This window comes from Pseudonocardia sp. (assembly GCF_050250275.1).
GTDB lineage: Bacteria > Actinomycetota > Actinomycetes > Mycobacteriales > Pseudonocardiaceae > Pseudonocardia.
This window is the reverse complement of the sequence record NZ_JBFWOY010000027.1, coordinates 28,364-54,062: the sequence shown is the minus strand read 5'-3', so window position 1 is coordinate 54,062 and position 25,699 is coordinate 28,364. Positions and strand designations below refer to the sequence as shown.

20 protein-coding genes are annotated in these 25,699 nt (G+C 65.2%); 4 read left to right on the top strand and 16 right to left on the bottom strand.

The genetic code is table 11. The features are described 5' to 3' along the window. Nucleotides 1-96: 96 nt before the first annotated feature. Nucleotides 97-795 (bottom strand): sigma factor-like helix-turn-helix DNA-binding protein, encoded by a 699-nt coding sequence (locus AB7F12_RS22765; protein ID WP_428499311.1) that lies wholly within the window; start codon nucleotides 793-795, stop codon nucleotides 97-99. 287 nt (nucleotides 796-1,082) lie between these two features. Between AB7F12_RS22765 and AB7F12_RS22760 the strand changes: the two genes are divergently transcribed. Beyond that, the gene (locus AB7F12_RS22760) at nucleotides 1,083-2,294 is read left to right on the top strand and encodes a hypothetical protein (RefSeq protein WP_428499310.1); all 1,212 of its coding nucleotides are present in this window, start codon (nucleotides 1,083-1,085) and stop codon (nucleotides 2,292-2,294) included. A gap of 1 nt (nucleotide 2,295) precedes the next feature. Further along, entirely contained in the window at nucleotides 2,296-3,090 is a 795-nt protein-coding gene (locus AB7F12_RS22755) for a hypothetical protein (RefSeq protein WP_428499309.1), read from the top strand. A gap of 87 nt (nucleotides 3,091-3,177) precedes the next feature. On the opposite strand, the gene AB7F12_RS22750 is transcribed toward AB7F12_RS22755, so the two are convergent. Continuing rightward, entirely contained in the window at nucleotides 3,178-4,497 is a 1,320-nt protein-coding gene (locus AB7F12_RS22750; protein ID WP_428499308.1) for a UDP-glucose dehydrogenase family protein, read from the bottom strand. Nucleotides 4,498-4,625: 128 nt separating this feature from the next. Further along, a complete protein-coding gene (locus tag AB7F12_RS22745; protein ID WP_428499307.1) occupies nucleotides 4,626-5,552 on the bottom strand; it encodes a hypothetical protein in 927 nt (308 codons plus the stop codon). Between the two features lie 891 nt (nucleotides 5,553-6,443). On the opposite strand from AB7F12_RS22745, the gene AB7F12_RS22740 reads away from it, so the two are divergent. Beyond that, nucleotides 6,444-7,973 (top strand): sugar transferase, encoded by a 1,530-nt coding sequence (locus tag AB7F12_RS22740; RefSeq protein WP_428499306.1) that lies wholly within the window; start codon nucleotides 6,444-6,446, stop codon nucleotides 7,971-7,973. An 86-nt stretch (nucleotides 7,974-8,059) separates the two neighbouring features. After that, the gene (locus AB7F12_RS22735; RefSeq protein ID WP_428499305.1) at nucleotides 8,060-9,133 is read left to right on the top strand and encodes an LCP family protein; all 1,074 of its coding nucleotides are present in this window, start codon (nucleotides 8,060-8,062) and stop codon (nucleotides 9,131-9,133) included. A 157-nt stretch (nucleotides 9,134-9,290) separates the two neighbouring features. On the opposite strand, the gene AB7F12_RS22730 is transcribed toward AB7F12_RS22735, so the two are convergent. The 13 genes from AB7F12_RS22730 to AB7F12_RS22670 all read right to left on the bottom strand — a co-directional run bounded on the left by AB7F12_RS22730 (nucleotide 9,291) and on the right by AB7F12_RS22670 (nucleotide 25,650). Continuing rightward, nucleotides 9,291-10,337: a polysaccharide biosynthesis tyrosine autokinase gene (locus tag AB7F12_RS22730; protein WP_428499304.1), complete on the bottom strand. Its 1,047-nt coding sequence runs from the start codon at nucleotides 10,335-10,337 to the stop codon at nucleotides 9,291-9,293. 330 nt (nucleotides 10,338-10,667) lie between these two features. Continuing rightward, nucleotides 10,668-12,083: an O-antigen ligase family protein gene (locus AB7F12_RS22725; protein ID WP_428499303.1), complete on the bottom strand. Its 1,416-nt coding sequence runs from the start codon at nucleotides 12,081-12,083 to the stop codon at nucleotides 10,668-10,670. A gap of 2 nt (nucleotides 12,084-12,085) precedes the next feature. Further along, nucleotides 12,086-12,757 carry an SGNH/GDSL hydrolase family protein gene (locus tag AB7F12_RS22720; protein ID WP_428499315.1) on the bottom strand — a complete coding sequence of 224 codons (672 nt, stop codon included), beginning with the start codon at nucleotides 12,755-12,757 and terminating at the stop codon, nucleotides 12,086-12,088. Nucleotides 12,758-12,792: 35 nt separating this feature from the next. Further along, entirely contained in the window at nucleotides 12,793-13,125 is a 333-nt protein-coding gene (locus tag AB7F12_RS22715) for an acyltransferase (protein WP_428499314.1), read from the bottom strand. Nucleotides 13,126-13,473: 348 nt separating this feature from the next. Next, on the bottom strand, nucleotides 13,474-14,502 hold the full coding sequence (locus AB7F12_RS22710) for a hypothetical protein (RefSeq protein ID WP_428499302.1): 1,029 nt from the start codon (nucleotides 14,500-14,502) through the stop codon (nucleotides 13,474-13,476). A gap of 284 nt (nucleotides 14,503-14,786) precedes the next feature. After that, on the bottom strand, nucleotides 14,787-15,746 hold the full coding sequence (locus AB7F12_RS22705; RefSeq protein ID WP_428499301.1) for a glycosyltransferase: 960 nt from the start codon (nucleotides 15,744-15,746) through the stop codon (nucleotides 14,787-14,789). A gap of 44 nt (nucleotides 15,747-15,790) precedes the next feature. Further along, the gene (locus tag AB7F12_RS22700) at nucleotides 15,791-16,879 is read right to left on the bottom strand and encodes a glycosyltransferase family 4 protein (RefSeq protein ID WP_428499313.1); all 1,089 of its coding nucleotides are present in this window, start codon (nucleotides 16,877-16,879) and stop codon (nucleotides 15,791-15,793) included. Nucleotides 16,880-17,005: 126 nt separating this feature from the next. Continuing rightward, entirely contained in the window at nucleotides 17,006-18,130 is a 1,125-nt protein-coding gene (locus AB7F12_RS22695; RefSeq protein WP_428517984.1) for a DUF1972 domain-containing protein, read from the bottom strand. 286 nt (nucleotides 18,131-18,416) lie between these two features. Next, on the bottom strand, nucleotides 18,417-19,433 hold the full coding sequence (locus AB7F12_RS22690) for a glycoside hydrolase family 6 protein (protein ID WP_428499299.1): 1,017 nt from the start codon (nucleotides 19,431-19,433) through the stop codon (nucleotides 18,417-18,419). Between the two features lie 68 nt (nucleotides 19,434-19,501). After that, a complete protein-coding gene (locus AB7F12_RS22685) occupies nucleotides 19,502-21,433 on the bottom strand; it encodes a galactose oxidase-like domain-containing protein (RefSeq protein WP_428499298.1) in 1,932 nt (643 codons plus the stop codon). After that, nucleotides 21,430-23,310, bottom strand: a complete 1,881-nt coding sequence (locus AB7F12_RS22680; protein ID WP_428499297.1) for a glycosyltransferase family 2 protein — start codon at nucleotides 23,308-23,310, stop codon at nucleotides 21,430-21,432. The genes AB7F12_RS22685 and AB7F12_RS22680 overlap by 4 nt, the downstream gene beginning before the upstream one ends. A 223-nt stretch (nucleotides 23,311-23,533) precedes the next feature. Beyond that, complete coding sequence (locus AB7F12_RS22675; protein ID WP_428499296.1) at nucleotides 23,534-24,175, bottom strand: hypothetical protein; 642 nt, start codon at nucleotides 24,173-24,175, stop codon at nucleotides 23,534-23,536. A 77-nt stretch (nucleotides 24,176-24,252) separates the two neighbouring features. Further along, nucleotides 24,253-25,650 carry a DUF2252 domain-containing protein gene (locus AB7F12_RS22670; protein ID WP_428499295.1) on the bottom strand — a complete coding sequence of 466 codons (1,398 nt, stop codon included), beginning with the start codon at nucleotides 25,648-25,650 and terminating at the stop codon, nucleotides 24,253-24,255. Nucleotides 25,651-25,699: the final 49 nt, after the last annotated feature.

The window sequence follows — 25,699 nt, the reverse complement described above, 5'->3', positions numbered from 1 at the left end:
TCTCCCGGACCTCACGACTTCCGAGTGACGAGGCCGCAATCAGTGCTGCGGGCTCGTCGTCCCCCCGGCCGTTCCTCGTTCCCGGCCGTGCGTCGTTCATCGCTCCCCCTTTCCATGGTTGCGTCTCCACCACTTCTTCCACCGGTACAGCTGGGCCTCGATCACCCGCGGGCTGATCTCGAGCCGGTCGGCGCACTCCTTCCACGTGAGGTCTTCCGCGAGCTTCAGCTCGACGGCGGCGCGCAACCTCGGCGGCATCGAGTCGAGCAGGCGTCGAACGCTCTCGTCGTCCTCCGCCTCATCGTCTGCGGCGGCCAGCACATCGGCCGGCATGTCGAGCGAGTCCAGCCCGACGGCGCCCCCGTCCGGCTCCTCCGCTCTCGTCGCGGCCAACCGCAACACGCTCCGCATCCCGATCAGGCAGCCGTTGACGAACCAGGTCGACAGGGACGCTCCGCCCTCCGACGACCATGTTCGGTCGAGGACCGTGGCCCGGAAGCGCTCGAGCCCCCGCAGGACGCAGTCGTTGACCACCCGGGTACGCAGGTCGGGATCGACACGCATGCGCGCGAGCAGCGCGACGGCGACTCCCTGCGCTGCCCGGACGCGGTGGAGGTCACCGCCGAGCCGTCCTCCGACGATCAGCTTGTGGAGGGTGGCTACACCAAGCTCGGCCAGTCGTTCACGAACGTCGGCCCATACGACGCCGGCGGCGTTCTCCGCCCGCAGCGCGGCCGCGAGGGCGGCGTCGCTCGCCCAACGGGCGCGATAGCGATCCCATCCGTGCCGACTCACTCCCCCGCACTCGGTCACAGGCACCCCTGACGCCGTGGGAGGTCAGGCCGACGATCTGACCCGACGCCCCGCCGAACTGCTCATGCGGAGTTCTAGGCAAGGTGCCTGGTCGAAACCCACACCCTGTGCGTCTTGACCGGTTCCGACCGTTCGGAGCCGATCGTTCGGAGGCGTCCGAGTGCGTGGGGCCACGGACGCGAGCAGCGCCTACCAGGAGGTGACTGGCAGGGCATCCGGCCTTGCCACCTGTCGGTGGAGCTGAGTCCATGGTGGGTTCTGAAGCACGGGTGAGCAAGGTCCGGCGGCTGCGCAGTCTCGTGGAGGCGCTGCTGCTGGTGGGTGGGTTGATCGTCGCCGTCGCCGTCGGCGGGTGCGACCGAGCACCGATCGCGACGGACGACAGAGCCTCCGTCGCCGCGGTCGTGCCGATCGCGCACACCTCGATCGTCGTCGCGCACAGCGGAAACGAGCAGGCGCCGACGGTGACCGATGCGGTGCGTCGACCGTTGCGGGCGGCCGCCTTGGACCGCGATCTGCCCGGTGCCGACGCGACGGTCGTCTCGGCGTCGCGTCCGGACGTCGAGGTGGTCGACCTGGAGCCGCGGCGCCCGAACGGCGACGTCGAGCTGGGGCCACGGCGTGACGACCTGGTCGACGCTCGGCTCGATGAGCTGCAACGTGCGGTCGACCGCGCAGCTGCGGCGGGTGGCGGCGGTGATCTGCTCGCGGCGTTGGACGTCGCCCGTCGCACTGGCGCAAAGGCGATCGTGGTCCTGTCGGCGGGGTTGTCGACGACCGATCCGCTGGACATGCGGCTGATCGGCTGGGACCAGGATCCCGAGGCGGTCGCGGCGGACCTGAAGGCCCGCGGACTGCTACCCGATCTCGGCGGGACCGCGGTGACGTTCAGCGGATTGGGGCTGACGGCAGGTTCTCAGCCGGCCCTCGAGCTACCCGCCCGCGCCGCGCTGACCAGGCAGTGGCTCGCTGTCTGCGCGGCCGCTGGTGCGGCGTCGTGTTCGGTCGACGACTCGGTCCGTCCGTTCCGGCCACCGCTGGTGTCGACACCGTCGCCGGTGGTGCCGGTCCCCCGTGCGGCGACCACCCACGGGCCGGGCGGCATCGACACGGTGTCGGTGCCTGCACCACTGCTGTTCCGCGCGAACTCGTGCGACCTCGTCGACGTCGAGGCGGCCCGTGCGGTCGTGGCACCGATTGCCGACCGTCTGCGACTCGGTGGCTGGACCGTGTCGGTATCGGGCCGCACCGCGCCGGTCGGCCCGGGCGACGGGGTCGAGCTCGCGACGTGCCGTGCGGGGGCTGCAGCGGACCTCCTGCGGGCGCTCCGGGTGCCGGAGTCCGCGATCGGCGAGGTGCGCGGCGACGGCTCGCTCGCCGATCCACCGGGTGCCGGACTCGGCGCCGATGGCCGCCCTGATCCCGCGGCACTCGCCGCCCTCCGGCGCGTGCTGTTCACCCTGACCCCGAAGGAGTTCTGACATGACACTCGACGACCACGCGCGCATCCCTGCCGCCCGGCGGCACGAGCGGGTCCGCGACCGGCACCTCGCCGCGACGGAGCTGTTCGGCGACACCACGGTCCGCGACCCCCGCGGGGGCGTGACGACCGTGATGACGTTGCTGCGGCGCACGTCGGAACTGCACGAACGGCTCGACCGCGACGAGCGGGCCGACCGGCTGTGGCACCGTCGGATCGGCACGTGGCAGCGCGTCCTGTCCAGGGCGTTGCCGGTGCTCGACCTGGTGATCCTGACCTGGTTCCTCGCGGTGACGATCAACGTGGACCTGTCGACGTTCGACCCGCTGCTGCTGGTCGCTGTCGCGCTCGCGGTGCTGTGCACCGTCGCCGTCGCGGCGTGGGGCGCAGTCGTGGGCGAGCACCTGCGCACGGCGAAGCAGGCGGACCGCTCCTTGAGCTGGGACGCCGTCGACGGGATGGGCCGGGCGATGTTGGCGGTCAGCGCCGTCGTGATGGTCGCGTTGGCAACGTTGATGTACGTCCGGGTCGACGACGAGGTGCGGCAAGCGACGGGTGGGTCGACGGTCGCCGGCCCGATCGTCGCGGTGACGTTGGCGTTGTCGGTGGTGGTGCTGCACGTGTTCGTGCTCTACCTGTCGTTCCGTGACGGGTCGGCACACACCACGGAGCTCGACCGGGCGGGACGCACCCTCCGTCCGCACCTGCGCCGCCGGGAGCGACACCTCCGCGCCGCACGCAGGGCCGAGGTCCGTGGCCGTGCGCTCGAGGCGTCGGACCGACCCGACCGGGATTGATCCGGGTTGATCCGCGGAGCGCCCGTGGGCCGCTCACAGAGGACGGGCGGTGGTGCCTCGGCGCCACCGCCCGTTCTCGTCGTCGGGTCAGCCGGCTCGTCGGCCGAGGGCGCGGTAGGCCCAGCCCGCGGCCTCCCAGCGGTCGCGGTCGAGGGCGTTGCGTCCGTCGAGTACCCGTCGCTGGGAGACGATCGCGCCGAACGCGACGGGGTCGAGCTCCTTGTACTGCTTCCACTCGGTGAGCAGCAGGACTGCGTCGGCGCGCTCGGCGGCCTCCTCGGCGGTGTCGGCGTAGTCGAGGTGGGGCCAGTCCCGCTTGCAGTTCTCGACGGCGGCCGGGTCGGTGACGCGGACCGTCGCACCTTGGAGCCCGAGCTGGGCGGCGACGTTGAGCGCCGGGGAGTCGCGGATGTCGTCGCTCTCGGGCTTGAACGCCGCGCCGAGGACGGCGATCCGCTTGCCGAGCAGCGATCCGCCGCACACCTCGCGGGCGAGCTCGACCATTCGGATGCGGCGTCGCATGTTGATGTTGTCGACCTCGCGCAGGAAGGTCAGCGCCTGGTCGGCCCCCAGTTCGCCGGCGCGGGCCATGAAGGCGCGGATGTCCTTGGGGAGGCAGCCGCCGCCGAAGCCGAGGCCGGCGTTGAGGAACTTGCGGCCGATGCGGTCGTCGTGGCCGATGGCGTCGGCGAGCTGCTTCACGTCCGCGCCGGTGGCCTCGCACAGCTCGGCCATCGCGTTGATGAAGGAGATCTTGGTGGCGAGGAACGAGTTCGCCGCGGTCTTGACCATCTCGGCCGTCGCATAGTCGGTGACGACGAGCGGCGTGCCGGTGGCGACGATCTTCGCGTAGACCTCGTCGAGCCGCGCCCGGGCCTGCTCCCCGTCGGGGCCGGAGGGCACGCCGTAGACGAGACGGTCGGGCGCCAGCGTGTCCTGGACCGCGAAGCCCTCCCGCAGGAACTCCGGGTTCCAGGCCAGGACCGCCCCGGGGACCTTGTCGGCGACGAGCCCGGCGAGGCGGGCCGCGGTGCCGACGGGGACCGTCGACTTGCCGACCACCAGCTCACCCGGCGCGATGACGCCGAGCAGGGCCTCGGTGGCGTCCTCGACGTAGCGCAGGTCGGCGGCGTACTCACCGCGCTTCTGCGGCGTGCCGACGCAGACGAAGTGGACCTGGGCGCCGGCCGCGGCGGCGATGTCGGCGCTGAAGGTCAACCGGCCGGAGTCGAGCGAGCGGCGCAGGAGCTCCTCGAAGCCCGGCTCGTAGAAGGGTGTCCGGCCGTTCGCCAGGGCCTCGACCTTGGCTGCGTCGACGTCGACGCCGACGACCTCGTGGCCCAGCTCGGCCATCGCCGCCGCGTGGACCGCGCCGAGATAGCCACAACCGATGACAGAGAGCTTCACAGCGGGATTCTCCGATACGACAGACGGGCGAACACGACGACGTTCGTTCGTGTGCCACCGAACGTTGCAGGGGTCGGCATCACATCACAGCGTGACGACGCGTGCAGTTCGACCTCTCACGAACGGCGTCAGTCCTCGACTCTCACCGAGTCGACTTCCGCGCGCCATTCCTCGGACTTGGTGCCGTAGACGTCGAAGGTGAAGCGTGCGAAGGGCGCGTCTCCGGGCGGTCCCTGTGCGAGCAGCTCGTCGCGGACGTACAGCTGGACCTGACCTCCGCTGTGCACGACCCGGACCGGTACCCGCTCCCCCGGCCCGATCCGCGCGTACTCGCCGGGCGGGTCGAAGTCGTCGTACTGGTGGCAGTCCGCACCCGGCCTCGTGCAGAAGAGCCCGGCGACGATCGACTGGACGGTCCCGCGGTCGTCGGTCCCGGCACCGAACACGACCTTGTGGATCCGGCCGTCGGTCTCGTGCAGCGTCAGCGACGGCCCGCCGGGCCCGGGTGTGGTCACCTCGGGCATCGCGACGACGAACGAGATCGACCGGAACGTGCCCTGCATCCGCGGCTCGATGCGCGCCTCGGCGGCCACCTCGGTGTCGGCGGCGCGCACCTGCAGGTTGAGCACGCCGTCGCGCTGGTAGATGAGGTCACCCCGCGTGGGCGGCAGCCACTTGTCCAGGTCGAGCCGGTCGGCGTCGAAGTTGTCGATCAGGGTGATCGGGGGCGGCGTGTCCGATGCGCCGGCGCGAGTTCCCGCACCGGGCGGCAGGGCCGCCCACAGGGTCGCGACGGTCGCCACGGCGACGACCGCCGCGGCCGCGACGTTCCAGCCGCGCCAACTCGACCGTCGGGGCGTCGCCGGCTCGGTGTCGGCCGGCGGGTCCGGTGCCGGATCAACCGGCGGTCCGGTGTCGGGGGTGGCCGGCTCCGGCGGCGTGGGGGCGTCGTCGCGTGCACGCCGTGCGACGGCGTAGAGCGCAACGGCTTCGTCGGCGATACCGCTCGTCCGTTCGTCGTCGCGACCCGTGATGCCGGCAACGAGGGACCGCATCTGTTCCTCGTCGACCGGCAGCCAGAGCCCGCGCACGAGATCGTGAACGCGGGAATGGGACAAATGCATCGTCTGACCGATGGCGCGCAACGACCGGCGCCCATGCACGCGATGGAGATCGTCGAGGAACTCCAACAGCGTTCGATGAGCGCCCTCGGCTGGCCAGGCAGCCCTGTTGAAACCCCTGGAGGGCACGTCCGGCTCCGTTCTGAACCGCCCCGACTGACAGAGGTGTAGTCCTCCGTGTGGGCCGCGGCGTTACGTCCCCGAACGGTCGCTGCCGCATCGTCGCAGGCCGAGAGGTACCTGACAAACGCCGGACAGGAGACTGACGCGCCAAGATCGCGACGGCGCCCCTCACGTGAATTACTTCCGGAGTCGCCGGCCCGCCCCGACCCCGGCACCACCGCCGCCGGTGGACGGGCGCGGGCCGGTGACCCGGTCGGCGGTGCACCGTCACGACGAGTGGCCCCATTCCGCCTGGACCGCGTGGCGCATTGCACCTGCACCGCAGACGGTGTTACGGAAGCATTCTCGACCAGCTGACCTGCAGGAGTCGCAACACGCGATCTTCGCCGCACTTATTTCGGAAATTGTTTCACGAAATCATTGTCTGCAATTACAGGCCCATTTCTGCACCGCTCGACGGATGAGGGCGACCGCTCAGCGCAGCGCTGGGACTGCCCTTGACATGGACATCTTCGAGAATATGTGACCTAGATCACGTCAATCGGACGCAACCTGCTCGGCCGCGAATGAAGTCGAAAAAACTGTTCGTTCGGTGTGTAACGAGCGGCCGTGCGGTGGCGAACTTCCTGCCGAGCACGGCGACAGAGCCTGCGCTCAATTGTCGCCGCAGAGAGCATCTGCTTACTTCCGGGGGAAGTTCTGGTGGGAACCGAGTTCGAGGTGACCGTGTCCGCGGACACGTCCGCTGACGCCGCGGCGCTGCCCGCTCCACGTGCAGCCGTTGGTCCCGGTCCGGTCACCGCGCCGATCCCGCTCCCGGCAGCCGTCGAGGAGACGTGGCAGCGCCGCTACGCGGTGACCGTGGCCACCGCCGACCTCACGATCGTCACCGGCGTCATCGCGGCCACGGTCGTCGGCGTCTTCGGCTCGATCTTCAACGCCTCTCACGACGCCCGTCTGGGCAGCGGCATCGCCGCGTTCGTCCTGATCGTCGCCGCGCTCACCTCGCTGCGAGCCTGGGACGAGCGCATCCTCGGGACCGGCAGCGTCGAGTTCAAGCGGCTCGGCCGGGCAGTCGGCTCGTCGGCGGTAGCACTGGCACTCGTCGGTCTGCTGTTCGAGGTCCGCTCGATCCGCCTGTGGGTCTTCGTCGTCTTTCCGATCATCGGCGCGCTCTGCTTCCTCTCCCGATGGGCCCTGCGCAAGTTCCTGCACCGGGCGCGGGGCAAGGGCCGCTGCATGCAGCCGGTGCTGGCCGTCGGGAGCCCGGAGTCAGTGGCCGACCTGATCACCCGCACCCGCCGCGACAGCCACTTCGGCTGGGAGGTCGTGGGCGCCTGCACCTCCACCGGCCGCGGCCTCGACGACTCCCCCGCCATCGACGGAGTACCCGTCCTGGGCGACCTCGACGCGATCACCACCGTCGTCGGCACGGGCACGCACCGGGTCGTCGCCGTCGCCCCGACGCCCGGCTGGGGCGCGCCGCGCCTGCACCGGCTCGCCTGGCAGCTCGAGGGCACCCGCACCGAGCTGGCCGTCGACCCCGGGCTCATGGAGATCGCCGGCCCCCGCCTGCACATCACCCCGGTCGACGGGCTGCCGATGCTGCGGCTGACCCAGCCCCGCTTCACCGGGGTGCGCCGCGTGCTCAAGCACACCCTCGACCGTCTCGGCGCCGCATTCCTGCTGCTGCTGGCCGCCCCCACGCTGCTGGCCATCGCCATCGCGATCAAGCTCGACGGCGGCCCGGTGTTCTTCCGCCAGGAGCGCGTCGGCGTCAACGGCACGACGTTCCGGATGGTCAAGTTCCGGTCGATGGTCGTCGACGCGGAGGCCCGCAAGGCCGAGCTCGCCGCGGCCAACGAGGGCGCCGGCCCGCTGTTCAAGATGAAGGACGACCCGCGCATCACCCCCGTCGGCCGCTGGCTGCGCCGCTACTCGATCGACGAGGTCCCGCAGCTGTTCAACGTGGTGACCGGCCGGATGTCGCTGGTGGGCCCACGCCCGCCGCTTCAGTCGGAGGTCGACGCCTACGCCGACGCCGCCCGGCGCCGCCTCCTGGTCCGCCCGGGGATGACCGGCCTCTGGCAGGTCAGCGGTCGCAGCGACCTGACGTGGGAGGAGTCGGTGCGGCTCGACCTGCGCTACGTCGAGAACTGGTCGATGGCCCTCGACGCCACGATCCTCTGGAAGACGGTCGGCACGGTCCTGGGCGCCCGCGGCGCGTACTGATCCACACGTAACGAACCGGCCCGGATCGCGAGCCCTACAGGGAGCGCGCGATCCGGGCCGCTGCATGAGCAAGGGGAGTTCACAGGATGGTCACGCGCGAAGCACCGCCGAGCGGCGGCGTCCCGGAGCCGGCCCCGCCCAGCCGTTCGCCGAGTTCGAGGCGGACCCGCCGCATCCTGATCGGCGTCGGGGCCACGCTTCTGGTGATCGTCCTCGGCATCGCCGCCACGATCTACTTCGTGACCGAGACCCTGGGCAACAACGTCACCCGCGTGCCAGGGGTGTTCCAGGGCCTCCCCGCCGACCGTCCCGCCGACACCGGTGCGCTGACCTTCCTCCTCGTCGGCACGGACAGCCGGGCGACGGAGGCCACGACCGGTAGCGACGCACCGGCCGGCGTCAACGCGGGTTCGCAGCGCAGCGACGTCATCATGTTGGCCCAGATCGCCCCGAACAGGTCGCAGGCGTCGATCGTCTCGATCCCCCGCGACAGCTGGGTCGACATCCCCGGCCGAGGCAAGAACAAGATCAACGCAGCGTATGCATTCGGTGGCCCCAGCCTCCTGATCGAGACCGTCGAGAACATGACCAAGGTCCGTGTCGACCACTTCGCCGTGATCGACTTCTCCGGCTTTCAGAACATGGTCGACTCGGTCGGCGGTATCGACGTGCGGGTCGCGAAGACCACGAGCACGTTCGGCGGCTACACGTTCCACGAGGGACTCAACCATCTCGACGGTGCTGCCGCCCTCGCGTACGTGCGGCAGCGGTACGAGCTGCCTCGTGGCGACCTCGACCGGGCCGCCCGCCAGCAGAACGCGCTCAAGGCGTTACTGAGCAAGGCTGTCGAGAACGGCTCCTTCGCCAACGTGGGAGCCCTCTACGACCTCGCAGACGCAACGACCAAGACAGTGTCGGTCGACGACACGCTCACCAACAACGGCCTGCGCGGACTGGCCTTCGACCTGCGAGAACTGCGTCCCGCGGGCGTCACCTTCCTGACCACGCCGGTACGCGGCCTCGGGATGGAGGGCGCGCAGTCGGTGGTGTACCTCGACGACACCGCAGCCTCTGCCCTGTGGGCAGCATTGAGGGACGGGCAGTTGCAGACCTACCTGCAGACCCACCCAGCCGACACCCTAGCCTCCGTACCTGCATAACTGGAGGCCACAGTATGGACATCGATCTCTAGAACTCCAACGCGGCAACCTGCCGCAACCACGAGAAATCCACTTGCGAACGCAATCCCGCAGCGTAAGAGAAACCCATCGCTAGCATCCGCGCCAAGGCCTGCACGCCGACAAACAGGGAGATCCCCTAGAGACTTCGACCCGAGACGGTCGGCGCAAGGTTCAAAACCGTCCCCAGCACCCGCGCATCCACCAATTTGACTCTAGCAACCACCGTGCCGAGTCGATCCCTATCTGTTTCGGCATACTTTGCGACTAAGATTACACCGTCGCATTCGGCCGACAAGACGGTCGCATCCGTGAACGCCAGAGCTGGCGGCGTATCCACGATAACGTAGTCGTACATCCGCCCAAGCTCCGAGAGGGCATGGCGAGTACTCCTCGAGCTAAGTAGTTCGCTCGGATTAGCCAAGTTTCCGCCCGCCGGAAAGACGTCGAATGTCGCATCGGAGATAGACCATTTTGCCTGATTGATCGAGCAAGCACCAACTACAGCGTCTGTAAAGCCCATGGCGTCGACAAGTCCGACTTCTCGAGTCAGGCCGCACGACCTCAAATCGCCATCCACTAACGCAACACCGTAGCCAAGGGCCGACAACGCAACCGCGACACCAATCGTGGTGGTGGTGCGCCCCTCGGAAGAACTAGGGCTTAGGAGAGCGACGACGCTCGAACTCGTATTCCTCAATCCATACATCAGGTTAGTGCGGACCTCACGATACCCCTCGAGCGCACCACTATCACTCGCCAATACCTTCAACACCGAACCAGGGCCTCTCGGAATGCGCGGAACCGTCGCGTACACTGGCGCGCCTGTCGTCGCCTCGATAGCTTCCAGCGTTGAAACGCTCCGTCGAGTACGAAGTCGCAAGTTCGCCAGAAGCAGTCCTGCGACGATACCAACAACTGCTCCCAGGCCAATGTTCTGAGAGTAGCTCGGCGAAATTGGTCTTTCAGGCGTCACCGCTGGCTGAACAAGCGCCACCTTTGGGTGAACACCCGCACCTCCGGAATCAGGCTGCAGTCCATCCACAAAGTCTGAAAACTGAAACCCGACCTCATTAACGACTTCCCGAGCCTGACCCGCCGACGTATCCGTATAGGTCAGAGTGATCAGCGCAGTCTCTGGAGTCACGGATGCAGTGAGGTTCAACGACAGATTAGCCGCCGTCATTGGTAAATGCATTGTATCCACTACCCGCTGCGTTACGGCTTCCGACGTTGCTAGCGGTGATAGTGTAAGCGCGAACTGTTGAGCAACGGACGTCTCCTGGAACGGGGACCCACCTTGCTCACCAGCACCGGCTGCCGCCGAAACCAGAACCCGAGCGTCGGCTTGAAATTTTGGGGTCGTCACTGCCGACAGGAGTAGGCCGCCAAGCGCTCCCAAGAGCGCCAACACTCCCGCCACGACTGCGTATACCCGATGTGCTTCTTGCGGAAGACTCAGAAATCTCACCTGACACTCCGATTCATCGCAAGGCATCTTACAGCTGGCTGAGACCTACACACTCTTCAGCCTCTGCGTCTGCTCGACTCCACTCACATGCCGATCTACAGGCCGATGTTCGGGCAGAAGTTCAAATCTCATCGCTGGATAGCAGACACCTAGTAGTACTAGCAGCCCCAGATACACCGCCGGAAAGCCCAGTCCACCTGTCGTAATCGTTCCGACTGCCAACGCGAGGGCACCAACCAACAACACCCTTCGCCGGCCGAAATCCTCACTCGAGCCCGACCATCCCAGTGTCGAAACAGCGCGAAACAGCAGAGTGACGATAAATCCGAGGTAGGTCGCAAGACCTAGAAACCCAGTCTTCATCAAGAAGTAGGCATAGCCGTTATGAAGGAAGGCGGCAGAAGTTCTCGAAAAATCAGACTGCGTCGATGCCGTCTCAATGCCAAAGTTTACAGCACTTCCCCAACCCTGCCCAATCCATTGGAGGGCCGGCGACTGCTCCTCGAACTGGGCAACTGCCCGATCCAGTTCGAATGCCCGATAGTCTTCGGTAATTTGATCTTTCGTCTCAAAGTCGGAGCTTGATATCTCACTACCACTGTTGCGAAGCCTAGAGAGAAACGACTCTCCCAAGGTCTTTAAGGTCGGATTTGACGAGTGCGCCAGCAAGAAAAATGTGATTCCGAAAGCAACGGAGAGGGCAAGTATCGTCGCAACGATCCGCACACCTCTGGCTCGCATCTTTCCATCGGCATGTCGGAATCCTAGCCCCATCGCCGCAAAGAGGAGGATAATGAGGAGCAGGATCAGACCCCTAGACAGAGTAAGCATGATCGAACAGCAAATACAAATCGCCAAAATGATAAGCAAGCGCCTCCTAGCCAAGCGCATCCTCATCCACGGAGTCGAGTACAGTAGAATGCAGGCGCACAGAGCAGCGAATTGAGTAATCGATCCACGGCCCGCATCCAAGCGCAACTGATAGAGGTCCGACACCCCGCCCGCAAGGACTACTGACAGCCTCAAAAGATGAACCAGCGAGACAATAGTTCCGGCGGCAACAATTGCCGCCAGGAGCAGTCGATAGGATCTGGCGCCGGCCGCACCCATCGAACCAACTGCGAAAAGCACGATGTTCGAAACACTCATCGCCAAGTCACGCTGCAAGTCGACGTCGAAGACTGTTTGGCCTAAAGCGCCTGAAACGATCCTGCTAACGCACCCCAGAACAAGGATTGCGAACAGCCAATATAGTGGGGTCCAGGCAAGAACCCCGCCCTCGCGATTTGATACAAGGACCGCAAGAAGCGGGGCCGCGCAAGCAAATAGAACCGCGAGCAAAGGCCCTTCGTACTCCGCCACGAGGAGAACAACGAGTACTGACAGCGGAACGCTGAAATCTAACAACGATCGCGACCGCCTGTCGTTCTGCCGATAGATTGTTCCGGCGAAAACTGCCATAGCTAGATCCTCTGCACGACTATCGCCTGCTCCAGCCGTTCCGCAATGGCCTTGTGGCCGCGGTCGTTGGGATGGAAATCATCTGACTTTCCTCCGAACACGGCCCTTCCCGCGGGTCCCCTCAGTTCGGCGTCGTCGAATAAGTCCGCCAGCTGTCGAAATACGCCACCTCTCGTCTCGCACGTATCCTTAATGATCACGTCGAAGCGCTTCGAAATCTGTTCTGGGCGCCATACCCCGACACAGAGAAGATGTGCCTGCGGAGACGCAGCGAGCACGCGATCCAGAAGTCGCCGATAGTTGTCCCGGAATGTACCGGCGTCAACCTCCGCTACATCATTTGTTCCTAGTTCAATAATGTATAGATCCTGCCCTGCGGGGAATTGAGCGTTCCCTAGCGCTCTAGCCGATGTACCGCCAACAACACTTAGAGGACGATCTACTACAGGGGCCAAGGTCCGAAGCTCTGCAACCAGCAATCCATGAAACCCGCCCTGCGGCGTGGTGGCGTACAAGCCGGCGTCAAGTGAGTCACCGACGACTGTGAGACTCAATTGCTGACTTGAAGCAACTGAGATAGTCACGATCCCAGCAGCAGAAGTGCTGGCTACCTGATGGCCGCAACCTGCGAGCAAAAGTAGAGCCGTAGCAACGAGAATAGCCACCCCTCTCATACTGCCCTCCAGTCTCGCCACCGCACCCTTCCCCTCTACCGATACTTCAAAATCTTAGCCGGAACCCCTCCCACTACACAATTCGAAGGGAACACACCTCTTACAACACTACCTGCTGCCACAATTGACCCTGAGCCCACTCGCGAACCAGCAAGAAATGTCACACGGGCACCGATCCAGACATTATCCTCAATACGGATCGGGGACTCAACAGTCCCTTGTAGTCGAATCGGTTCACTCAAGTCATCTGCCACATGCTCCTGCGAGTGGAACGTAACGTACGGGCCGGCTATTACATTCGCTCCTAGGAAGACGCCACCGCTACAACCAATGTGCGCGTGATCCCCAATGCCGCTGTACTCCCCCATCATTAATCCAACTCCACGCTTCGACAACTGGCTCGTCGCAGTGACGATCGAACGCCGACCAATTTTCGCCCCTCTAGCCAGCTTGACACCGCACGATCCGCTCCCATCGATGATCGAGCCCGCGCCCAGAGTCGAGAGCTCAGCGAGGTCCAACCCTCTCTTATAGAAGATTTGAACGTTCGGTCCACGAAAGACTGCTCGGCGAAAGGTAAGGAGACCCCGAAGAGCGTCGATTCCCCGCTCACGGTAACGTGAGAGTATAAACCTTTTCGGAATATCTTCGTCGATCGAATAGTTGCGTCCCGCGCGAGTGATAATCCGTTGTCCAAGCTTCAGCACACTGGCCCCTCAATTCTCCGACTTCATTTTCCGCTGATTTCGCCATAAAGTGAAGCAGTGGCAGGCCACTACAATGGTCCAAGCCAGCGACGATGACACCGCCGCCCCTACCTCGCCTCCAGAAGGAACCAGGACGATCGCTGCCACTAACAGCGCTATCGCGCCTATGGCGGAGTTCGTCGCTGCCGCAACATGCTTTCCCAGCAATAGAAGGTGCGTTCCGAGCAGCGCCGAGATACACATGCCAAAGCTGGCAACTGCAGCGAATACAATGACGTCAGTACGGAAGTCGAAATCGGGCCAGATCTGCCGCCCGAAGAAGAACATCGCTAAACCCACAAGCGTCGAGCCCGTGAAGCCGATGCTAATTCCTGCGGCAGTCAACTTCCGCGCCCTGCTCCACCTGCCCGAATTAGATGCTGCCTGTATCAGGGAGACGACCGGAAGATACAGATAAGTTACCCCCGTGAGAGGCCGAACCACCGCCTGATACTGCCCGACAGAAGCTATTGGCGCGGAAATCGAAAGCACATACGTTTCCGCCCAGGTGGCGATGAAAGCGGTCGCTGCTACGGCCAGTCCCGGTCCCCAGAACCTGGCCGTTTTCCGAACCCATCTCAAGTCGATCGCATTCGGGAAGGCAGGACGACTGAAAAGCGCAGCCGATACTGCCGCGCCCGCCATCGTCAGCAGCGCACTGTGACCAAAGCTTCCAATGATTGATCCAAGTTTTGGAGAGTTCTGCCAACTCGTGTTGTTCCGGGTCGCGCGTACTTCGTCTCCAAGGTGTACGGCAGCCGAACCCCGGGCCTTGTCGCCCACTACAAGAAGGGCGCACACGAACGCAAGTACAGCAAGCAGCGCCACGCCGGAGACCGTGATCGACGCTACGGTAGCTGCTAGCATTCCCGATACGCACGTAATCCAGGCAATACTCACACCCGCCTTACGAAGCGTCGTGCGGTCGACTGCGGAAAGATCTGACCGTAGCGATGCGTTAAAGAATCCGAGATCGGCGAACTGCAGCGCAGCCTGCAACAATGACAACGCTAGGATGGTTAGCCCAAAGTCGGCAACGCTCAGGTTCTTGGGGAGAAAGAAGAACTGTCCCGCGGCTAAGAGAATCGTTGCTCCAACAACGACACAGTACTGAAGGAGCGATAGCTTTCGTGGAGGAGGGCGCCGGCCCAGGAGCGTCGCCTCGTTAAGTCCGTGAAGCGATCTTGGCGACGGCTTCCGATGACGACCGGTTCTTTTTGATGTCGTACGACTAGGCACACGAGGAGGCAGTGGTAGGTCGAATATCTGGCCGTTATGTGGACCTAGCGCCATACTGCCAACGCGTTTCGAGCTAGCCCTTTCGCACGGCGACGATCCGCGTCTCGTAGAGCTCGAATCATCGCGCGCGAGAGATTGCCGAAGGTAAATACGAGCTTCCAGACGAATGCTGTCACTATCGATGGGCGGTACTCGCGTCGATAGAAGTCGTACAGGTTCCTCGCCCACAGCGTAGATACATGACCGTTGACGGACTCACGACGGCCTGACTGAAAAGCCGCAGTCTGGTGCACGTCCGACGCTTCCTGCGATGTCGGTGAAGCCGATGACGATCCCCCGACTTCATGGTATGCACGGACTCGTGAAAGAATCTTAATTCGCTTGCCGCCATTAAGCACTCTACTGCAAAATTCGACGTCCTCGCCATACATGAACCATGCCTCAGACAGCATGCCGATATCGTTAATCGTACGCCGTGGAATGTAGACACAACAGCCGGACGTCCACTCGACAAACTGATCGTCATTCGAATGCGGATCGATAAAGAGGTGCCTGCCCTTAAATGCTCCAACGTGGGGGAACACTGCGCTGAGTCCAGAGTAATGGGTGAACATTGGCCATAGCCGCGGTTGACGGCCGGCCGACATAACCTTTATATCACTCGCACCAAGAACGACAGGTGCGACCAAGCCTAGTGTCCGATCCTGTTCAATTTCATTTCGCATCGCCAGAATCGCATCTATGTCGATTCGCGCGTCTGGGTTGAGCAGGATCACGTCGTCGTCCCCGGCATCGCGAATTATTTCGTTCACCGCGACTGCGAAGCCTACATTTTCATCGTCAAGTACCACGGAGTCGACGAAGCGATTAGTCTGGAGTTCCTTCAGCAACGTTGGCGTGCCGTCAGACGACGCATTGTCGCGAATACCGACTCTTAACCAACTTGGTCGCTGCCTGAGCCGCTCGACGCAGTCTCCGATGTGAGCAGCCGAATTGAACGTCACGATCGCGACAGTAACATTGTTGCCTGCCGTTCGTGTGTCAATATTCACTGCACCTTCTCCAGTACGGACACGACTGCACTTTTATACGATTCGAGACTAAACCTCTCTGGTACGGATTCCTGTCCCGCAATTGCGATTCTCGTCGCGTCTCCAGCGTTCTTGATCGCCCACACACAGGCTTGAGCAAGGCTTTCAGCCTTACCGGCTTCGAACGTGAGGCCGGTTTCTCTATCTGTCACAATTTCAATTAGCCCCTGGACGTTCGCAACTATGGTGAGGACGCCCGCAGCCATTGACTCTGCTGCCACTGTGCCAAATGGTTCGATCCTTGATGGGACGATGGCAATATCGGTGGTGCGCAGGGTCGGAATAATGTCATGTTGAAAGCCGAGAAACTTTACTCGATCCGCCATACCGAGTTTTTGCGCTAGTGACCTCAGCTCGTCGTAGAACCACTCGTACCCTGCGAAGGTATCTCCAACTAGAGAGAGGTCGACGTCTATCCCGAGGTCCTGCAGCATAGCTGCTGCTCGGATGGCTAAGTCTTGCCCCTTGCGTGGACTCAGCCGGCCCACAACTGTCAGCGACGTTTTTGCAGAATCTGACTTCTGCGGTATTGACAGATCCCCTTCACTCAAATAGGGGGACCAGTCTTTCCCGTTGTAGATCACGACCGTCCTGCGAGCCAGCCCTCGGACGGCAGCGGAGACTTCAGACGCTGTGGCCCTACTGTTGCAGATTATCCGACTAGCTCCGAGCAACGGAAGGTGAAGCATCGTGCGAACGATACGGCTAGAATTTGACTCTGCCTCTCGGACGTGCACTACCTGCTTACGACGCGTTAGCAGGGCAGCTATCATCCACCATGGTTGGACGATCGTATTAATATAGATGACTTGGGGATCCTCCTGCCGAACAATATGCAAAAGTTGAGGGATCGACCTAGCAACTTGGCGCACGAGTCGAAGAATACCTGAAGATGACAGGTCTGATTTCCGAAGAACTGGGACTTGACTCGGTATGAATCGAGCTCCAGCTTCAAGAAAGTTGGCTGCCAATGGCCCGTCTCCGGGCGCAATAACGGTCACCGAGTGCCCTGCGTCCACTAAAGCCCGAACAGCTTGGACTGCCATCCGGTCACTGCCATACAACTCGGCCGACGGGTGCGTAAAGAGAATTTTCACTTAAAACTCCCGTCGGAGGCGCGGGTCCCGTCCGAAACCCTGTTCGTCTCTTTCATCACTTATATCGTTGCGCCATCATCTATTCTGGCTACGATGACCGCGTACCCGCTCTCGGTTGTTCAGTTCGCGGCAGAGGCTCTCATAACGGGTTGCGACATCGTCCCAGTCATAAAGGTCTATCGCACGCTGTCTTGCCGCCTCGCCTTGGGCGGTCGCTTCATCCGGCTCCGTTTCGGCGGCGGAAACTGCATGCGCCAAGGCTGCCGGGGTGGAAAAGAATCGCGCGTGGTCTCCCAGAACTTCGCGATTGAAATTTACATCCCATGCGATAACGCTGGCACCAGCGCCCATCGCCCTCAGAAGCGAAGGATTCGTTCCTCCGACAGAGTGTCCATGGAGGTATGTCGCCGCACCTGCGTAAAGAGAATCCAGGAGATTGCTGTCCCAAACACCACCGACCAGTCTGATCCGCGAGTCCTGTCGGGCCAGTTCTTTCACCAACTTTTCGTGCTCGCTCCGGTATGGAACTGATCCAACTACAATTAGCGGCTTGACCGCGTTACTCATCGCGTAACCCTTGACTATGACGTCAACATGATTCTCAGGCTCGAGCCGTGCGACGACGAGATGGTAGGAGTTGGGATGGAGCCCAAGTTTCAGTAGTTCTGCGGCATCACATTCTTTCTGTATCGCCGCTCCGTACGGAATGAAGACGCTTCCTGCGTTGTACCGGTCACGATAGTAATCCTGGATTCCTACAGCGTCCGCAATAAGCTCGTCCGCTAGCCGAACTGCGAGGCGTTCGTTTGCTAGGTAGTATCTCCTTCCATTGGGACCCCACTTAGCACGCTTCCACTCGAGTCCGTCGACGTGCACCGCGACTGGGATGCGCGATGCTCTGATTACCGGCAACAACGGTGCGTTAGCGGCGTTGAAGACTAGAGCGACGTCGGTCCGATGAAGAGCGAGATGCGCTACGGATAGTGCGGTGTGACTGAGGGTTTCGGTTATCGGATGCTTGAGAGCAGGGAGGCGGGTTCGTCTCATGCCAAGATAGTGGGACGATCTATCGCCGCCTCTGCAGTAGACGCGAATGCCGTGGCCTGCTTCGGCAAGTCTTCGTCCGATCTCCTCAACCGCGGTTTCGAACCCGCCGTAACGGGCTGGCACGCCGCGCGTACCGATCATTGCGATTCGCACTTTCTAGACTCCCAGGATCGGTGTAGGCTCCAAAGGGCGCATGTTGACGCATGGGTCGGCTGGACAAGGTGCGCACTAGGACTTCGAATGCTGAGGCCGTAGCGTTACAGGCAAGTTCCCTGTTCGCGGGGTATGCAGGGCCCGTGATCGCTCGTGCCTCGCAGCCGGTTGCGAATTGGGGGGCTCAGCTTCAGCCAACACCCCAGTTAGCCGGCTCTAGGTTCTGCCTCACGCGAACTGAGAAGGTTCGGATGTCGATAGAACCTTATCGCTTACCGGACACTTCTTATCGACCGTTGTCGACCAACTCAATCGCAGATGTCGGCGACCAAGTTCCAGCTGCTAGCTCACCCGGTCGACATGCGCCGTCGGACTCCCCGACTCTCTTGACCCAAAGGTAGGCATCGACGCGATCCTCGCCGCTACTCAGCGTGGGTTCCTGGCCGAGCGCTCGCCCCGGCGGGTTGCAGAAGGTCGGGCCACCGTCGATGGTGTCCCCTGCAACCGGGCCGTTGCCGTTGCGGCTCGTGTCGATGATGAAGTGCTTGCCGCTCAGTCTGTCGGAGATCGCGCGGCCGTATGTCAGGTTATCGGCGGTCGTCCAGAAGTTGGCGACGTTGAGGCTGAACCCGTCGGCCTGGGCGATACCGCTGGCAGCCAGGGCGTCGGCGATCGCGGCGGGGTCCTTCACGAAGCCCGGGTTGCCGGCGTCGAGATACACCGTCACGGGGCCCGCGGCCTTCAGCACGCTGATGGCGTCGGACAGCATCGTCTTCCTCTGGGAAGCGGCATCGCCGACGCAGCCGGAGACCTCGTGGGGCACGGCGTCGGGCTCGAGGACGACCGTCGCTTCCCTGCCCTTGAGCGCGCTCGCCACCTGGCGGATCCAGGCTGCGTAGTCGGCGGCGTCGGCCGCTCCCCCGCTGGAGAAGCTGCCGCAGTCGCGGTTGGGGATGTGGTAGGCCACGAAGAGTGGCTTCTGCCCGACAGCCGCGGCGCGGTCGGCGTATCCGCCGGCCTGGGCGGCCACCGACGCGGTGTCGGCCGTCAGCCACAGCGGTACGGGCTGGGAGGCGATGCGGCCGATCGCCGCGGCGTCCTCCGTACGGCCGGCGGCCTGCCATTCGCGTTGCTGCTGCGCGGCGGGCGAGTCGGGGTCGACGTAGTATCCCGTCGGTGAGGGCAGGGCGACAGGTGGAGCTTGTGTCGCCGGGGCGTTGCCGCCGGAGGCGTTCCCGCACGCGGTGAACAGCACCAGCGCCACCACCACTCCGACGATCGCACCGGCCAGCGACGTGAACACCCTCCGGGACCTCACGATCGCGGAGTCTCCCAGAACCTCGGGACGCCCCGGGCGCCCGCCCGACTGCCTCACGTGACCTGCACCCACCGCGCCACCGACGGCGTCCCGTCGTCGGCGACGAGGAACAGCATGTAGAAGCCGGGTGGGACGATGTTGCCGTCGGCGGGGACGGTCACCGACAGCGCGTCGTCGGCCCTGGTGACGTCGAGTGCGACGGACCTCTGCTCGACGTCGGTCACGTGGGTCACCGCGCTGGGCCGGATCAGCCGGGCGGAGGCGATGCGGGCGGCGTCGGGCGTCGACACCGTCATGGTGGCTCCTGTGGCGACGGTCGGGGGCGCGTCGGTGATCTGCGGCCGCGTACCCCGGTACAGGTAGGCGGGCGTGTAGATCTCGATGCGCTTCTCGAAGGCCCCCGGCTTGGTGTTCGCGGCGTCCTTGAACAGCGGGTTCGAGCCGAGGGTGGCGACGCGACCGTCCGGCAGCAGGAGTGCTTCGGAGTGGTAGTCACGGCCGACGGACGGGTCGGCGGCGTCGGAGAGCGTGTTGGTGTCGGGGTGGTAGATGCGGGCGGTCAGGTTGTCGCTGGCGCCCTCCCCGCGGTAGCCGGAGGAACCTCCGGTGATGAGGGTGGTGTCGTCGGGCAGCGTGACGAGGTTGGGGTAGCGGGTGCCCTGCGGCAAACTCGGGCCAGGTGTGAAGGCCGGGTGCGGCGCCGTGAGGTCGACGACGTCGATGCGGGCGGTGGAGCGGTCGGACTCGCCGACGCCGCCACCGCCGACGACCATCACCTTCTGGTTCTGCACGGTGCCGGCCCACGTCGAGCCGCTGGTCTCGAGCATGTCGGGGTCCCGCAACCCGGGCACCGTGCGGAACGTGTTGTCCGCCAGGTTCCAGAAGCCGGGGGTGCGGCCCTTGTCGTCGGGGCCGTAGCCGGCATTCGAGCCCGAGTAGAAGAGCTCGCCGCGCTGGGTGGGGAATAGCGCGGGGTAGGTCGGGAAGTACTGACGCAGGTCGGGTCGGTCCACCCACGTGCGGGTGCGCGCGTCGTAGACCTCGTTGTAGCCGTCGACGACCTGGCCGGTCCCGTCGAGGCCCGACACCGCGATGACGCCGCCGTTGTCGGGCAGGCCGACGAGCGTCGGGTACCAACGCTTGTGGTTCATCGAGCCGACCTTCTGGTACGACTCGGTGACCGGGTCGAACTCGTAGCTGTCGGCGATGCCCTGGAACTCCTGCTTGTCGAAGGTCATCTTGTCGGCGATGCCGTACACGTCGTTCGCGTCGGCCAGACCCGCGACCGAGTACTGCTGCCGGTCGGTCGTCGCGTACTGCGGGCCGGGGGCCTCGGCCTCGACCCACACGGTGTCCTGGCTCGCGGTCACGGTCGTCCTGGTGTGGACGGACGTCTTGGCGGCGGGCGGCAGTGTGACGTCGGCCGTGCTGAGGTAGCGCAACCCGTTGGGCGCCACGAACACCGTGCCCTTCGGCAGGCTGCGCGCGACGTCGGGCGACTCGTTCTTCACCAGCATCCCGCCTGCTGCCTTGGTGACGTCGGGCGGCAGCACCTCGTAGCGCTGTGTGCCGCCGGCGACGAGCAGCTTGCCGTCGGGCAGGAAGGCGTGCCCACCGCAGAACAGGTCGGCCGGGGTGGGGACGAGCTTCGTTCCACCGGTGGCCGGGTCGTAGATCAGCGTCCTGAAGGTGCCCGCCTGGAAGGCCTCGGTGTCGTTGCCGGAGCCGGCGATGATCAGCAGCTTCCCCGTCGGCAGCAGCGCCGCATGGATGGCGTTGACCTCCATGTCGTCGGGGAGGTCGACGACGTCCCAGTGCCCGTACTGGCGCTTGTAGTCGTCGCTGTCGACGAGCATCTGGTGGCGCATCTGCGACACGAAAGCCATCGCCGGCGCGACGTTCACCCCGATCAGCACCAGCGGGATCACGACGAGCAGCGCGATCCGCCGCCACTTGCGTCCCGTGGGCGTCCGCAGCCACGTCATGACGCGACCTGCTCCTTCTCGTTCGTGCGTGCCTCAGGGGCTGCGGCCTGCAGGGGTATGAGCGGCAGCACCGGCCCGACCAGAGCGTTCGAGGACGCGGGGACGGCGGCAGCCGCTGTGGGCGCGCCTCGCCTCGCGAGGAGCCAGTTGGCGACCGGCACCAGACAGATGGCCACCGCGATCAAGGGCCACAACAGGATCTCGATCCCAAGGCTGTTGCGGGCCAGCGCGACCACCAGGGCAGCGACCAGCAGCACACACCACGTGAGGTGGGTACGGAACGCCGACCAGTGGTCCGACGACGATGCCGCGTCCTTCGGAGTCACGACGAACCTCGCCGGCCGCCTCAGGATCGTCTGCATCAGCGCGCGGACGAACAACGGCGCGCACAGCAGGGACATCAGGACACCCGTGAGGCCCGGGGATCCGTCTGCCTCGTACGGGCTGACGTTGTAGCGACGGTTGCGGACGAACATCCACACCTGCGTCGCCATGACGTCGACGTAGAGCGCCAGCCAGACCGTCGGGCTCACGACGAGGCCCGTCGCGCCGACGGTGAGGCACAGGATGGCGTTGACGCAGCCCAGCACCCACGACAGCGCCATCGCCGGGTAGAAGCTCGTCAGCAGCAGGTAGTGCACGGCGCGGCCGAGCGAGAGCCGGATCAGCCGCCGCCACATCAGGCTGCGCAGGATCTCCAGCGTCCCGCGCGACCACCGCAGCTGCTGACCGAAGTAGTCGCCCCACGACGACGGCCCCTCCCCCAACGCCACCACGTCCGGCGTGTAGACGGAGTCCCAACGCCGGCCCGTCTCCGGATTGCGACGCGAGTGCAGCAGAAGACCCGTCGCCATGTCCTCGGTGATGGAGTCCTGAAGGCCGCCCACCGTCCACAGGGCCCTGATCCTGATGGCGTTGTTGGTACCGACGAGCATCCCCGCCCGATTGCGGTTCGCCGCCCGTTGAATCAGCCCGTGGAACGGGAACTGCTGCGACTCCGCACCACGCGTGACGAACGTCTCCTGGTTGGCGTAGGTCTGCGGACCGCACACGAACGCGACGTCCGGGTCGCGGAAGTACCCGAGCATCCGCTCGGCGTAGCAGGGCAGCGGGACATGGTCCGGATCGACCGACAGCATCACGTCGTACCGGTGGCCGAACCGATCCAGCCAGGCGTTGTAGTTGCCGTGCTTGGTCCGGGCCTTGAACTCGCCGCGCACGGTGTTGTACTCGGCCTGATAGCGGCGCGTGAAGTGCTGAACCCCCAGTTCGGCACACATGCGCTTGACCGCCGGGTCGTCGCCCTCGTCGAGCAGCCAGACGTCGATGATCCCGTCCTCGTAGCGGACGCGTCGAGCCGCGGCGAGGGTGCGCCGCACCATGTCGATCGGCTCCTTGCCCGGGACGATCGTCGTCAGGAACGCCACACGCAGACCTGCGGGCGGGGTCACCGGTACCGGGTCGCGCACCAGGACCGAGGCCAGCGCGAGCGAGATCAGGTTCAGCAGCCGGAACACTTCGATCACCGCGATGGAGGCGATCAGGAAGACGTCGACGAACCGTGCTGCCCCATGGTCGTCCTGCCATTCCATGTGGGACGGCGAGAGCAACCAGAGGACGAAGAGGACGTCGAAGGCCACCCCGAGAAGGGCGATGGACACAGCACCCGCCACACCCCGCACACCGGCCGCCGCCGTCAGGCTGCGATAGCGGACACGGTAGGGCTCACCGTCGGGCACCTCGGTGACCTTCCCCGCGAGGTCACTGAACTCGTGCGGCTGGCGCCGGATGACCATCGTTGCCTCGACGTCGGGCTCGCCCAGGGGCGTCTCGCCTGCTGGGTCGGCCACGTCGCGACGGGCGAGCGTTTCCGTCATCTCGTCGGTCACTCCTGCGCATTCGGGGGATGCGACGCACCGTCAGAGAGATGACCGTCGGCCATCGCCCTAGCACCCGTTCGGCGTAGTGCGCGCGTCTCGTACTAAGTAGAGAGACGTCGGACCCCGCAAGCGGGTTACATGGTGACGAGGCGGCGTGACCGTATCGTTATACAAAAAGGACGTTCACCACCAACGGGTGACGCACCCAGCTACCAGTTCGTTACCGACTGCGATGGGTCACCGGCGACGGCAGGTTCCCAGGGACGACGATGTCCACGACGCGGGCCACCGCATCCGCGATCATCGTCGCGGCGTCGTGGTGGGCCGCCGGCTCCCCGCCCATCGGGTCGGGGACCGAGTGGCCCTCCGGCGGGATCGTCACCACGCCACGCATCGCCGCCACCTGCCCAGGCAACGCGAACGCCCGCGCCAGCGGGTCGGCCGGCAGCCGCAGCGGCTCCACAGCCTCCGCCAGCCTGGCGAACTCCAGCAGCCCGAACGTGCGGGCCATCGCCGTCGGCGCCAGGGCCGCGATGATCCCTCGGTGCCGCCGCGACATCCCGAGCACGAGGTCGGCCTGCTCCACCATCGACGCGACCAGCTGCTGCGACCGGAACCGGCGGGCCGGACGGCCGTCGAGGCGCCATGGCGAGAGCTCGTCGCGGGTCAGGTCGTGCATCGGCGCACCCACCACCGCCTGCACCCCGGCACTGGAGACCACGATCCAGCTCCCCAGCACCGACCCCAGCCGCTCGTCGACGAGATGCCTGGTCAGGACCTCGGCGAAGGGCGAGCGACAGATGTTGCCGGTGCAGACGTATACGAGACGGAACGGCCGCGGCGGGTACGGCCGCCCCGGCACACGTCTCTCCTCCACCGGCTCATTGTGCGGCCCCGACGCTCGATCCGCGTCACGACGTGACAGTGCACCCACCGGCCTCACCCCAGCGAGCGACGGACCACCTCGTGGTCGGCCTCCGTCTGGTCGGCGTAGCGGCGTGCGAAGGCACAGAGGGCGCGCTCCAGGTTGTCGCCGTGCCCGCAGTACCCCGCGATCATCGACGCCCCGCTCGTCCGCGCGTGCCCCTTGGCCAGCATCAGCCCGCAGACGGCGGCGTAGTCGGCCAGCGCGGCGGCGTCGATCCCGTCGAGGACGATCGCGCCCTTCATGTCGCGGAACTGCCGCACGTAGTACTGCCGCTCCCCCACCGTGGTCCAGCCGAGCAGCGGGTCCGAGACCGTCTGCAACGCCTGCTGGTACTCGACGACCCGCTGGCCCTGGTGGGCGTGCCAGGCCGAGTCGCCGTGCACGAAGGGCGCCACCACCGAGCGGCGGGCCTGCTTGAGCTGCAGGAACAGCACGTCGTCGGGCGTGGAGCCCTCGCACAGCGCCAGATAGGCCCGCAGCCCCACCGAGCCCACCCCGACGACCTTGTGGGCGATGTCGACGAGGTGATAGCCGCCGACGACCCGCGCCCAGTGCGCGGGCAGCGTCGTCACGTATTCGTCGAGACCGGCGACGAGCCCCTCGTACTCGGCGGGCGCGGGCCGGGTGATCAGCGGCGGCTCGGTGACGATCCGGCGCGCCCCGCCCTGGTCGGTGGTGAACCGCGGCAGCGCCCGGTCGCTGGTGCGCCGCCGTGCCCGCTCGGCGGCCTGGCGGACGGCCTTGCGGCTCGACCGGCCGCTGACGTAGCGCTGCATCGCGTCGGCGTCGATGCGTTCGTAGGAACGGGCGAGCAACGGCTCCTCCGCCAGCCGCCGCAGGTTCCGGCGGTAGGCGCGCACGCAGCGGTACACGGCGTGCTCACAGTCCTGCTCCGACGCGCCCGCCTCCCGGCCCGCGACCCAGGTGCTGGCGACGAGCCGGCGCAGGTCCCACTCCCAGGCGCCGGGGTGGGCCTCGTCGAAGTCGTTGAGGTCGAACACCAGGTCCCGCTCGGGTGAGGCGTAGAAACCGAAGTTGCCCAGGTGCGCGTCGCCGCAGATGACGGGCTGGATGCCGGTGGCGGGCAGCGTCGAGAAGTCGGCGGCGTTGATGCCCGCCGCGCCGCGCAGGAACCCGTAGGGCGACGCCGCCATCCGCTCCAGCCGCACCTGCACGAGCTCGGGGACGCGGCCGACGTGCGCAGCGCGCAGCTGCGTGAGGATGTCGACACGGTCCGGCGAGGGCGTCCACTCCCCCAGCGCGCTGCGCGGGGTCGCCTGCCGCAGCGACCGCCCGATCGCCGTCCGCTCCGCACGCGGGACCGCCGGACGCGACAACGCCCCGAACGCGGACCGGTCGACCGGTGCGGCGGACTGACCGAGCACGGCGTGACCCTCGGGAATCGGCACGATCTACTCCTGGCGACGTACGAGACCGGACGGTGAGGTCGCGATCATC

What these genes read in the sequence shown, in the direction of transcription:
- AB7F12_RS22745 (WP_428499307.1), bottom strand. Translation starts at nt 5,552, where the DNA reads ATGCGGTCCCTCGTTGCCGGCATCACGGGTCGCGACGACGAACGGACG.
- AB7F12_RS22700 (WP_428499313.1), bottom strand. Translation starts at nt 16,879, where the DNA reads ATGGCAGTCCAAGCTGTTCGGGCTTTAGTGGACGCAGGGCACTCGGTG.
- AB7F12_RS22725 (WP_428499303.1), bottom strand. Translation starts at nt 12,083, where the DNA reads ATGGCAGTTTTCGCCGGAACAATCTATCGGCAGAACGACAGGCGGTCG.
- AB7F12_RS22715 (WP_428499314.1), bottom strand. Translation starts at nt 13,125, where the DNA reads ATGGGGGAGTACAGCGGCATTGGGGATCACGCGCACATTGGTTGTAGC.
- AB7F12_RS22685 (WP_428499298.1), bottom strand. Translation starts at nt 21,433, where the DNA reads ATGACGTGGCTGCGGACGCCCACGGGACGCAAGTGGCGGCGGATCGCG.
- AB7F12_RS22720 (WP_428499315.1), bottom strand. Translation starts at nt 12,757, where the DNA reads ATGAGAGGGGTGGCTATTCTCGTTGCTACGGCTCTACTTTTGCTCGCA.
- AB7F12_RS22680 (WP_428499297.1), bottom strand. Translation starts at nt 23,310, where the DNA reads ATGACGGAAACGCTCGCCCGTCGCGACGTGGCCGACCCAGCAGGCGAG.
- AB7F12_RS22735 (WP_428499305.1), top strand. Translation starts at nt 8,060, where the DNA reads ATGGTCACGCGCGAAGCACCGCCGAGCGGCGGCGTCCCGGAGCCGGCC.
- AB7F12_RS22755 (WP_428499309.1), top strand. Translation starts at nt 2,296, where the DNA reads ATGACACTCGACGACCACGCGCGCATCCCTGCCGCCCGGCGGCACGAG.
- AB7F12_RS22730 (WP_428499304.1), bottom strand. Translation starts at nt 10,337, where the DNA reads ATGACGGCGGCTAATCTGTCGTTGAACCTCACTGCATCCGTGACTCCA.